Origin of the sequence: Saccharopolyspora hirsuta (assembly GCF_008630535.1) — a bacterium.
In the GTDB taxonomy this organism is placed as follows: Bacteria; Actinomycetota; Actinomycetes; order Mycobacteriales; family Pseudonocardiaceae; genus Saccharopolyspora; species Saccharopolyspora hirsuta.
In genome coordinates this window covers 236,758-246,477 of the sequence record NZ_VWPH01000013.1, presented here as the reverse complement: position 1 = coordinate 246,477, position 9,720 = coordinate 236,758, and the positions used below count along the sequence as shown (strand labels likewise).

13 protein-coding genes and 1 pseudogene are annotated in these 9,720 nt (G+C 69.8%); 6 read left to right on the top strand and 8 right to left on the bottom strand.

Annotated elements, in window-relative coordinates:
- The first annotated feature begins 215 nt into the window (after positions 1-215).
- The gene (locus tag F1721_RS26740; protein ID WP_150069544.1) at positions 216-1,073 is read left to right on the top strand and encodes a helix-turn-helix domain-containing protein; all 858 of its coding nucleotides are present in this window, start codon (positions 216-218) and stop codon (positions 1,071-1,073) included.
- Complete coding sequence (locus F1721_RS26735) at positions 1,064-1,378, top strand: DUF397 domain-containing protein (protein WP_150069543.1); 315 nt, start codon at positions 1,064-1,066, stop codon at positions 1,376-1,378. Before F1721_RS26740 ends, F1721_RS26735 begins: the two co-directional genes overlap by 10 nt.
- Before the next feature lie 41 nt (positions 1,379-1,419).
- Here F1721_RS26735 and F1721_RS26730 read toward each other — a convergent pair whose 3' ends face one another.
- The 5 genes from F1721_RS26730 to F1721_RS26710 form a co-directional block, all read right to left on the bottom strand.
- Entirely contained in the window at positions 1,420-1,968 is a 549-nt protein-coding gene (locus tag F1721_RS26730) for a YbaK/EbsC family protein (protein WP_150069542.1), read from the bottom strand.
- Between the two features lie 42 nt (positions 1,969-2,010).
- A complete protein-coding gene (locus F1721_RS26725; RefSeq protein ID WP_150069541.1) occupies positions 2,011-2,748 on the bottom strand; it encodes an alpha/beta fold hydrolase in 738 nt (245 codons plus the stop codon).
- Complete coding sequence (locus F1721_RS26720) at positions 2,748-3,047, bottom strand: DUF2516 family protein (RefSeq protein WP_387511238.1); 300 nt, start codon at positions 3,045-3,047, stop codon at positions 2,748-2,750. The genes F1721_RS26725 and F1721_RS26720 overlap by 1 nt, the downstream gene beginning before the upstream one ends.
- A gap of 482 nt (positions 3,048-3,529) precedes the next feature.
- Positions 3,530-4,165 (bottom strand): hypothetical protein, encoded by a 636-nt coding sequence (locus tag F1721_RS26715; protein WP_150069540.1) that lies wholly within the window; start codon positions 4,163-4,165, stop codon positions 3,530-3,532.
- 5 nt (positions 4,166-4,170) lie between these two features.
- Positions 4,171-4,575: a helix-turn-helix domain-containing protein gene (locus F1721_RS26710; protein ID WP_150069539.1), complete on the bottom strand. Its 405-nt coding sequence runs from the start codon at positions 4,573-4,575 to the stop codon at positions 4,171-4,173.
- Positions 4,576-4,640: 65 nt separating this feature from the next.
- Between F1721_RS26710 and F1721_RS26705 the strand changes: the two genes are divergently transcribed.
- Together F1721_RS26705 and F1721_RS34575 are read left to right on the top strand one after the other, a co-directional pair.
- On the top strand, positions 4,641-5,168 hold the full coding sequence (locus F1721_RS26705; RefSeq protein ID WP_150069538.1) for an MmyB family transcriptional regulator: 528 nt from the start codon (positions 4,641-4,643) through the stop codon (positions 5,166-5,168).
- Between the two features lie 70 nt (positions 5,169-5,238).
- Positions 5,239-5,499 (top strand): annotated as a pseudogene (locus F1721_RS34575) (SDR family NAD(P)-dependent oxidoreductase); the annotation flags it as partial.
- Between the two features lie 43 nt (positions 5,500-5,542).
- Here the strand turns inward: F1721_RS34575 and F1721_RS26695 are convergent.
- Complete coding sequence (locus F1721_RS26695) at positions 5,543-5,926, bottom strand: VOC family protein (protein WP_150069536.1); 384 nt, start codon at positions 5,924-5,926, stop codon at positions 5,543-5,545.
- Positions 5,927-5,937: 11 nt separating this feature from the next.
- The gene (locus tag F1721_RS26690) at positions 5,938-6,153 is read right to left on the bottom strand and encodes a hypothetical protein (protein ID WP_150069535.1); all 216 of its coding nucleotides are present in this window, start codon (positions 6,151-6,153) and stop codon (positions 5,938-5,940) included.
- Between the two features lie 98 nt (positions 6,154-6,251).
- Between F1721_RS26690 and F1721_RS26685 the strand changes: the two genes are divergently transcribed.
- Positions 6,252-6,797 carry a CGNR zinc finger domain-containing protein gene (locus F1721_RS26685; protein ID WP_150069534.1) on the top strand — a complete coding sequence of 182 codons (546 nt, stop codon included), beginning with the start codon at positions 6,252-6,254 and terminating at the stop codon, positions 6,795-6,797.
- A gap of 81 nt (positions 6,798-6,878) precedes the next feature.
- Here F1721_RS26685 and F1721_RS26680 read toward each other — a convergent pair whose 3' ends face one another.
- Entirely contained in the window at positions 6,879-8,084 is a 1,206-nt protein-coding gene (locus F1721_RS26680) for a DUF445 domain-containing protein (protein WP_150069533.1), read from the bottom strand.
- 285 nt (positions 8,085-8,369) lie between these two features.
- Between F1721_RS26680 and F1721_RS26675 the strand changes: the two genes are divergently transcribed.
- Entirely contained in the window at positions 8,370-9,542 is a 1,173-nt protein-coding gene (locus F1721_RS26675) for a pyridoxal phosphate-dependent aminotransferase (RefSeq protein ID WP_150069532.1), read from the top strand.
- Positions 9,543-9,720 lie beyond the last annotated feature (178 nt).

Genomic DNA, 9,720 nt, shown 5'->3' with positions numbered 1-9,720 from the left:
ATCCTCGCCCTCGCCCGCCGCCGCGTCGACGTGCTCTGGGCACTCATCCGCGACCACCGCACCTGGCAGCCCACGATGCCATCGATCGCCGCCCAAGCGGCTTGACAACATCATTGAGACTCCCTTCTGGCTCCAGGGTTCCGTTACCGGTTCCAACTCCGCTACTACACGATTGACGGATCATGATCGGGCGATCTTCCCGCTAAGCTCGGTTCATGCCCGGTACCACCGAACACACGCCGAAAGCTCGGCTCCTGGGCGCCGAGCTCCGCGAGTGCCGCAAGCAAGTCGGCTTGACCGTCCGCGATCTCGCGAGCCGCGTTGGTACCAGCCACGTCACCATCTCCCGCTACGAAACGGGTACGCGAACTCCTCAACCGGAGGATGTGGCACGAATTCTGGGTACTCTTGGCGTTACCGGTACCAGATATGACGAGATCGTCGAGTTCGCGCGGACCGCAGGCGACAAGAACACCTTCGCCCGCAGCTCCTCCAGCACGCACAAGCACCTGGTGGACCTGGCCGAGTTCGAGCGTTCGGCCTCCGCCATCGTCGACGTCGCACCGAACCTGCTGCCAGGGCTGCTCCAAACCGCCGACTACGCCCGGCAGGTCATGCACACGCTTCCCGCCGACGAACGTGAGATCAGAGTTGGGCTGCGCATGTCCCGCCGTGACGTGCTCTTCTCCAAAAATGCTCCAACGCTAGAAGTCTTCGTAGCGGAATCCGCGCTCCGGCAGCCGCTCGGAGGGCCAGCGACCATGGCTGAGCAACTCAGGCACGTGCTTCGGATGACTGAGCTGGACAACGTGACAGTGTTCGTGCTGCCCAACGCTCTTACCCGCTACACACCAGCTCAGGACGGCGCGTTCGTCCTGTACGAGTTCGTCAAAGCGCCGCCGATCGTGCACTTGGAGCACTACCGATCGCCTGCTTTCCTGTTCGACGCAAAAGATGTTGCCGCATACAAGAGCGCCGTGACCGAGTTGCAGGACGCGTCCTTGAACGAGGACGAATCCGTCGAACTGATCGCTTCGATTGCCGATGAAATGGAAGGTATGCCATGCCGTTAGAGCAGCCGATCTGGCGCAAGTCCAGCTACAGCGGACAGACTGGCAGCTGCGTTGAGGTAGCGGATCTTCGAGGTTGGCGGAAGTCCAGCCACAGCAACGGGGCTCAGAACTGCGTCGAGGTGGGCTGGCGCAAGTCGAGCCGCAGCAACAGCCAGGGCGGAATGTGCGTCGAGGTCGGTCGCGGCGAGGAGGTCGTCGGGATGCGGGACTCGAAGCTTGGGGAGGCCAGTCCCGTGCTGGCCGTTTCGCGGGCTCGGTGGGCCGACTTCGTGTCCGCTGTCAAGGGTGGTGCGTTCGGGTCGTGAGTGCGTAACAGTGTTCGAACACTGTTACGCACTCACGACCTTCAGCGGCCGAGGCCGTCCAGGACCTCTGCGTTGGGGAGCTGGGTCAGGACCTCTCCGGGGGTGATCAGCTTGCTGCGGCGGACGCCGCTGCCGACCACCACCGCCGGGGACTTGGCCACCTCCGGGTCGATCAGGATCGGCCAGTCCGCGGGGAGGCCGAACGGGGTGATCCCGCCGTACTCCATGCTGGTCAGCTCGACCGCGTCGTCCATCGGGGCGAACGACGCCTTGCGGACGTCCAGGCGGCGCTTGACCACCCCGTTCACGTCCGCCCGGGTCGTCGCCAGGACCACGCACGCCGCGTAGCGGACCTCACCGGCCCGCTTGCCCGCGACGACCACGCAGTTCGCCGACAGCTCCAGCGGCGAGCCGTACTTCTCGCAGAACGCCGCGGTGTCCGCCAGATCGGGGTCGATCTCGGTTGCGCCGATGCGCGCGTCGTCGAGCTGCCGGACCGATGCCGCCACCGGGTCGGCGAGCAGGTCGAGGCGCTCCAGCGCCGATGCCACGTCCAGCGTTCCTGCGGCCAAAGACCAATCAGCACCCATGACTCGACAATACGAACCGCCGCGGACCACCGGTGAGGTGGCTCACCCCAAGAAGTCCACCAGCAGTCCGCGCAGCTCGCGGCGGTGCGTGAGCATCGGCGCGGGCGAGGGGAAGATCTCCAGCCGCGCGCGGGTGAAAGCGGCGGCGACCGCCTTGGCCACCTCGGCCGGGTGCAGCGGATCGTCGGTGGCCCCGACCACGAGCACGTCCGACTCGACTGAGCTCAGCGGCGACGCATCGGCCAGCGGTGCCTGCTCGGGCAGCTCGCGGAGGGCGTCTTCGAGGCGCATCAGCGCCGCCGCCCGCTGCTCGACGTAATCCCCGACCTCGGCGCCCGCCGGGAGATCGGCCGCGACGAGATTCCGCAGCTCAGCGGCGTCACCAGCCGCGACCGCGTCGGCGAGACGCTGGAAGGACCAGGTCGCCGCGACGTCGCGAGGGCGGTCCAAGGCGGCCGGGAGCAGCAGCGCCAGCCGCTCGAACCGGTCCGGGTGCTCGGCCGCGATGCGGGTCAGCGCGCCCGCGCCCAGCGAAACACCGACCGCACGCGTCGCTTCCACCTCATCGGCGACCGCGAGGACATCAGCCGCGATCCGCGCGTAGTTCCAGTAGTCGGCCGGTGCGTCCGGGGCCTTGCCGTGCCCCGGCAGGGTGAGGACGACGCGGGTGCCCGGCAGTCCGGAGGACGGGATGCGGGCTTCGCCCTCGGTGGCACCCAAACCGTGCACGACCAGCGTGACCGGGCCGCCGCGGCCGTGCACCGTCCAGCGGGCGTCCACTACCAGGACCGCCCCTGGATCTCCCGCACCTTGGGCCGCACGTCGACGATGTAGACCAGCGAGGCGACCAGCCCGGCGATCCAGATGATCCCGTACGGGCCCCGGCTGTCCAGGATCAGCAGCAGCGCGGCCGCACCGGTGATGGCCAGCCACTTCACCTTGCTCAGCTTGTCCACGGCGGTGAACGCGTCGGGACGCTGCAGCGCAGCGTGCACGAACGCGAAGACCCCGACCGGGATGCCCGCGATCCAGATCACCAGCAAGATCCACTGGTACAAAGCCAAGCCGGTAAGTGCCACGACCCCACCTTACGTGCTGCGCACCGCCCCGGGCACCCGCCGATCGCCTCACCGCCGCGTTGCAGTTTCAATGAGCCTTTTTCATCCTGTCCGTGGACCGCAGCTGCGAAGGGCGACCGGCACCGGTCGGCAGGTGCCGCATGCGCCGCCAGGCGCATAGCCCACCCCCGCAACCGGCACCGCCGCGGGTTCACGGTGCCCACCCCTCCGGGGTTCCTTCCGGCGAGGACGGCCCAACTGCCGTGTATTGGCATACATAAAGGTGGGCACCCGGAGTCCAGGCGGGCGCTGAGGTTCCGCCACCGGCACCGCCACGCAGAACGAGGTTGGAAAAACCTCAATGGAACTGCGGTTCGCCGTGCGGGGACTCCACAGTTTCAATTGAAACTGCGAGTTGAACCCGCGCGACTCGAGTCGGTTCCGGGCCGAGATGCCCCTTCCCGGCACACCTGGAGTGCGCCGGGAAGGGCGGAAGCGCGAGGTCAGTTCTCGCTGGGCTTGTCGGCGGCCTTCTTCGCCGCGGGCTTCGCGGTGGTCTTCGCGGTCGACTTGGCCGCAGGCTTGCGGGTCGCCGCCGCGGGCTTGGCCTCCTCGGCCTTCGGCTCCTCGGCCTGCGCCGAGGTCTCCTCGGCCGGGGTCTCCTCGGTCTTGTTGAACGGGCGGCTCACCTTGCCCAGCACGTCGTCGGCCAGGTCGCGGACCTCGTCCACGGTCTCCTCGACCTTGTCCTGCGCGGTGCCGACCTGGCTCCAGACCTTCTTGACCTGCGGCTGGTCCTGCAGCCGGTGCAGGGCCTCCTCGCCGCGCTCGGCCAGGTAGTCGTAGAGCTGCTTGGCGGTCTGGGTGTAGGCGTCGACGCGCTTGCGCAGCTCCGCCGGGTCGAGCTTGCCGCGCAGCTCGTCGAGGTCGTTGGGCAGTTCCTGGCGGGCCGCCTCGGCGCGCTCGTTGAGCTGGGTGCGGACCTTGTTGACCGCCTCCAGCAGGGCCTGCGCGGCGAGGTCACCGGCGCCGAGCGCGGCGAGCAGCGGCGTGCGGGCCTGCTCGACGGCGTCGCCGAACGCCTTCTCGGCCTGCTCGCGCACCTTGGTCACTTCCTCGGTCTTCGGGAAAACCGGCATGGTGGTCACTCCTCGGATTGCTGGCTGTCCTCGTCGGGTTCGGCGTCGTGCTCCCGCCGGAACGAGGCGTAGATGTCCAGAAGCACTTGCTTCTGCCGCTCATTGAGCTGGGGGTCGGCGAGGATCGCGTCCACCACCGGCCCGCTCTCGCGGCGCTCCAGGATCCCGGCCTGCACGTAGAGCGCTTCGGCGGAGATGCGCAGTCCCTTGGCGATCTGCTGCAGGATCTCCGCGCTCGGCTTGCGCAACCCGCGTTCGACCTGGCTCAGGTACGGGTTCGACACGCCGGCGAGCTTCGCCAGCTGCCGCAACGAGATCTGGGCGTTGTTGCGTTGCGTCCGGATGTAGCTGCCGAGATCGCTGACCGCCTGGTTCACGGCCTTGTTGACGGCTTTGTCCACACGTTCCACGGGCTAGCACCTCTCCGGTCACCAACCACGATACGCACGAGTGCTAGCTCTTGCAAGCACCCTGCTTGCACCCGTTCGCGGGACCTAGCACGGCGGCATGGAGACCTCCCGCCTTCCCGCGGCAGCGGCGCAGCGCCGAGATCCGCGACTTCCTGCGCTCGCGACGGGCGCGGCTGACCCCGGCGGACGTCGGCATGCCCGCCGCGGGCCTCCGCCGCGAGGAGGTCGCGGTGCTCGCCGGGGTGGGGGTGTCCTGGTACAGGTACTGGCAGGACGCGGCGCGCGCCATGCTCGGCCAGTACCAGGCCGACGCCGCCCGCTGCGCCGACGACCCCGAATTCGACCGGCTGGCCACCGACATGTGCGCGGTGAGCCCGGCGTTCGCCGAGATCTGGGCCGAGCACCACGTCGGCAGCAACACCCGGGGCACCAAGGTCCTCGACCACCCCGAGGCCGGTGAGCTGCTCTTCGAGTACACCATGCTCCCGCTGCCCGACCTGCCCGGACCCCGGCTGCTGCTGCACAGCCCGCACCCGGACGACGACACCGCGCCCCGCTTGGCCGACCTGCTCGCCGAGCCGGTCGCGAGCTGACTGGTGGTGGCAGACCCAGGTCCGGCCAGCACTCCCGGAAGCAAGGCCGCGGTGCACAACCTCGCGCGCGCTCGGCGCCGACCTCGCGCCGCGCGGGATCCGGGGCAACTCCGTCAGCCCCGGCTACATCGACACCGAGATGTACCGGAGCCTGAACACCGATCCGAGCTCGGAGGCGCGGAACTCGGCGGAGGTGGTCCTCGGCTCGCTCGGCCGCGCCGAGGACGTCGCGGCCGCGGTGGCCTTCCTGGCCTCGGACGACGCCGCCTACATCACCGGGCAGGACCTCGTCGTGGACGGCGGGCTCGTCGGCTCGGTGCCCGCGGCATGAGCGCCCGGCGATCGGTGTCGGCGGTCTGCGCGAACCTGGTGGCTCAGCCCTGGGCGGCGCACATGCAGAACGGGTGGCCGACCGGGTCGGCGTAGACGCGGAACTTCGCGTCCTGCTGGTCGGGCGGCTGCGGCAGCGGGGTCGCGCCCGCCGCGATCGCCCGCTCGTGGCCCTCGTCGAGGGTCTGCACCCGGATGTCCAGGTGCATCATCTGCGGCACGTCCCGGCTGGGCCAGGTCGGCGGGCGGTAGCCGGGGTCTCGCTGGAAGGCCAGCGGCGCACCGCCGCCGGGGTCGGCCAGCTCGACCCAGTCGTCGTGGGACTCGGCGTCGTCGACCTGCCAGCCGAGCAGCCGGGCGTAGAAGTCGGCGAGGGCGCGGGGGTCGGGGCAGTCGATGGCGAACGCCGCCAGCTTCAACTCGGTCATCGTTCCTCCGTTCAGCTCAGGCAGCCGCGCGGCGCGGGCCCGGGGTCGACCGCCGCGCCGGGGCGCAGCGGGGCCGAAGTCGCCGCCCACCAGTTGGCGAACCGGTCGAGCCAGCGGGGCTGGAGCCTGCCGCCGTCGCTCAGCGCGCGGTCGATCTCCGCCTCCCGGGCGGCAGCGGCGGTCAGCCCGCGCCCGGTGTCCCGCGGCTCGAACTGGATCGGGTTCATCCCACACCCCTAACCATCAAACCTGCATCATCGGTTACTAACTCGTGTAGCGAGTATGGTGGTTACAGAGGCTCGGCACAACCCCCTACTGGCTTACGATGGTGTTCGTGAACAGCAGAGCTGTCGCTCCGGAGGCGGTCCGACCACCGACGCTGGAGGCGGTCGGACTCGACTTCGACCACGACATCGAGCTAGTCCTCGCCTTCCTCAACACCTGCGACGCGGAGAAGGGCACCGAATCCCTGGACGACCACGACCAGTGGCAGCAGTGGTGCACCGACCGCGGATTGGGGACGGCACCCGACGTCGAAGCGGCGCGCGAGATCCGCGACTCCATGCGCAGCGCGGTCTCCTACGGGACCCGACCACCCGAACTGGCCACGGCGTGGCCGGTGCAGGTCCGGCTGCAACGAGGCATACCCGTGCTGACCGGCGCCGACGCCCTGGGCACCGTGCTGGTGGCGGCGGCCCGCCTGGTGCACACCGGGCACTGGGACCGGATCAAGATCTGCCCTGCCGAGGACTGCCTGTGGGCGTTCTACGACCGGTCCCGCAACCGCTCCCGGACCTGGTGCTCGATGCGGGTGTGCGGCAACCGGGAGAAGGCCCGCTCCTGGCGCGAGCGCCACACCACGAGCGCCTGACCTGCGGGCCCAGGACGAGCGCGGGGCGGGCCGGTTCTGCGCAGAACTAGCCCGCCCCGCCGCCGGATCCCGGGTGCGCCGTCAGAAGAACAGCTGGGAGATGCTGTAGATCGCCAGACCCGCGAGGGAACCGACCACCGTGCCGTTGATCCGGATGAACTGCAGGTCCCGGCCCACCTGGAGCTCGATCTTGCGCGAGGTCTCCTGGGCGTCCCAGCGCTCCACCGTGTCGGTGATCAGCGTGGTCAGCTCGGTGCGGTAGTTGGACACCACGTACACCGTGGCGCCCTCCAGCCAGCCGTCCACCTTCGCCTGCAGGTCGGGCTCCTCGACGAGTCGGCGGCCCAGCGAGCGCAGGCCGTCGCGGACCCGCAGGCGCAGTTCGCTGGACGGGTCCTCGGCCGCGTCGAGCAGCATCTTCTTCGCGGTGCCCCAGGCCGAGGCGACCAGGTTCTGCACCTCGGGGTGCTCCAGCACCTGCTGCTGGATCTGCTCGGCCTTGGCCATCGTCCTCGGGTCGTGCTGCAGGTCGTCGGCGAACTCGACCAGGAAGCGGTCGACCGCCTTGCGCATCGGGTGCTCGGGGTCGGTCTTGACCGCCCAGGCGAAGGACAGCACCTCGGCGTAGATCTTGTCGGCCACCATCGCGTCGAAGAACTTCGGCGACCAGGACGGCGCGCGCTGGCTGACCACGCGCAGCACCGTCTCGTGGTTGTCCCGCACCCAGTCGTAGGCCCGGTCGCAGACCAGGTCGACCAGCTTGTGGTGCGAGCCGTCGGCGAAGACCTGCCCCAGGATCCGCCCGAGCGGCGGGCCGAACGGCTGCGCGAGCACCTTGCGCACGACCGCCTGCTCCAGCACGGCCTGCACGTCGTCGTCCCGCAGCACCTGCACGGCACCGCGCACCGCGGTGGCCAGCTCCGAGGTGACCCGCTCGGCGTGCTCCTCGTCGTCGAGCCAGGCCCCCAGCCGACGGCTGATCTCCGCCCGGCGGAGCTTGTCCCGCACCACCTGCTCGGACAGGAAGTTGGTGCCGACGAAGTCGCCGAGGCTGCGGCCGATCACGTCCTTGCGGGTGGGGATGATCGCGGTGTGCGGGATCGGCAACCCGAGCGGTCGCCGGAACAGCGCGGTGACCGCGAACCAGTCCGCCAGCGCACCGACCATGCCCGCCTCGGCAGCGGCCCGCACGTAGCCCGCCCACGCCGCGCCGGTGCTCTCCTGCCAGCGGGCGAAGATGTAGACGAGGGCCGCGAACACCAGGAGTCCACCTGCGACGGCCTTCATCCGCCGCAGGCGCCGGCGCTTGTCAGTGTCGGAAACCGATGTGGGCTGCACACACCGATTGTGGCAGTGCTCGACCGGTGCTCACCCCGTCGGCGGACCGAACCCCCACCGGACCGCACCCCGCCGCAGGTCGGGCGATCACGACATTTCACCTGGTGAGCACCCGTCCACCGGGTCGGGCTGCGGCGTCGGCGGGCCGTGTCGGAAACCTCAGGAGTCCCACGTCCTGGACGGCCGCGAGCTGGCCCCGCACAGCGCTCCCGGTTTCGACTACTCTCGGCAGACGTGCGTACTCCAGCCCTCACCACCCGGTTGCGCCCGTTCACCTCGACGATCTTCGCCGAGATCACCGAGCTGGCCCGGCGGACCGGCGCGGTCAACCTCGGCCAGGGCTTCCCGGACACCGATGGTCCCGAGGGCATGCTGCGGGTCGCGCAGGAGGCGATCGCCAACGGCGTGAACCAGTACCCGCCGGGAGCTGGCGAGCCGGAACTGCGCGCCGCGATCTCCGAGCACCGCGCCGCGCGCTACGGCATCGAGCACCGGCCCGAGGACGAGGTGCTGGTCACCGTCGGCGCCACCGAGGCGCTGACCGCCGCGATGCTCGCCCTGGTCGAACCCGGCGACGAGGTCGTGCTCATCGAGCCCTACTACGACTCGTACCCGGTGGCGGTCGCGTTGGCGGGCGGGGTGCGCCGCACCGTCGCGCTCCGGCAGGGCCCCGACCACCGCTTCGAGCTCGACCTGGACGCGCTGCGCGCCGCGGTCGGCCCGCACACGCGCGCCCTGGTGCTGAACTCGCCGCACAACCCGACCGGCACCGTGTTCACCGACGCCGAGCTGGCCGCCATCGCCGAGGTCTGCCGCGAGCACGACGTCATCGCCATCACCGACGAGGTCTACGAGCACCTCCTCTACGACGGCCGCGAGCACCACCCGCTGGCCACCCTCCCCGGCATGGCCGAGCGCACGCTGTCGATCTCCAGCGTGGGCAAGAGCTTCAGCGCCACCGGCTGGAAGATCGGCTGGATCTGCGGCCCCGCCGAGCTCGTCGCCGCGGTGCGCGCGGCCAAGCAGTTCATGACCTTCGTCGGCGGCGCCCCGTTCCAGCCCGCCGTCGCGCACGCCCTGCGCAACGAGCTCGACTGGGTCGAGCAGCTGCGCAAGGACCTGCAGCGCAAGCGCGACCGGCTCGCCGAAGGCCTGACCGAAGCGGGCTTCGACGTGCTCAACAGCGAAGGCACCTACTTCATCTGCGCGGACGTCCGCCCGCTCGGCTTCGACGACGGCGAACAGCTCTGCCGCTCCCTCCCGGAACGCATCGGCCTCGCCGCGATCCCGGTCCAGGTCTTCTGCGACGACCCGGCCCCGGCCAAGCACCTGGTCCGCTTCGCCTTCTGCAAGCGGGACGAAGTGCTCGACGAAGCGATCACCCGCCTCCACAAGCTCCGCCGTTAGTTCCAGTGGCTGGTTTGCGTAGCGGTGCAAGTGGCGGAACCTCAGCGCCCGCCTGGCTGTGGGTGCCCTGACTTATGTATGTCCACCCCGCTACTGTTCGTTCGCAGGTTTGACCAGCTCAGTTTGGGGCTCTCGCGCTGGTACCTCCTCTTCCCTCATCCAGCTCGTTCTCTTCTGG

Excerpts from the sequence above, each read along its gene's own strand:
- F1721_RS26740 (WP_150069544.1), top strand. The coding sequence starts at position 216 with ATGCCCGGTACCACCGAACACACGCCGAAAGCTCGGCTCCTGGGCGCC.
- F1721_RS26735 (WP_150069543.1), top strand. The coding sequence starts at position 1,064 with ATGCCGTTAGAGCAGCCGATCTGGCGCAAGTCCAGCTACAGCGGACAG.
- F1721_RS26730 (WP_150069542.1), bottom strand. The coding sequence starts at position 1,968 with ATGGGTGCTGATTGGTCTTTGGCCGCAGGAACGCTGGACGTGGCATCG.
- F1721_RS26715 (WP_150069540.1), bottom strand. The coding sequence starts at position 4,165 with ATGCCGGTTTTCCCGAAGACCGAGGAAGTGACCAAGGTGCGCGAGCAG.
- F1721_RS26695 (WP_150069536.1), bottom strand. The coding sequence starts at position 5,926 with ATGACCGAGTTGAAGCTGGCGGCGTTCGCCATCGACTGCCCCGACCCC.
- F1721_RS26690 (WP_150069535.1), bottom strand. The coding sequence starts at position 6,153 with ATGAACCCGATCCAGTTCGAGCCGCGGGACACCGGGCGCGGGCTGACC.
- F1721_RS26685 (WP_150069534.1), top strand. The coding sequence starts at position 6,252 with ATGGTGTTCGTGAACAGCAGAGCTGTCGCTCCGGAGGCGGTCCGACCA.
- F1721_RS26680 (WP_150069533.1), bottom strand. The coding sequence starts at position 8,084 with ATGAAGGCCGTCGCAGGTGGACTCCTGGTGTTCGCGGCCCTCGTCTAC.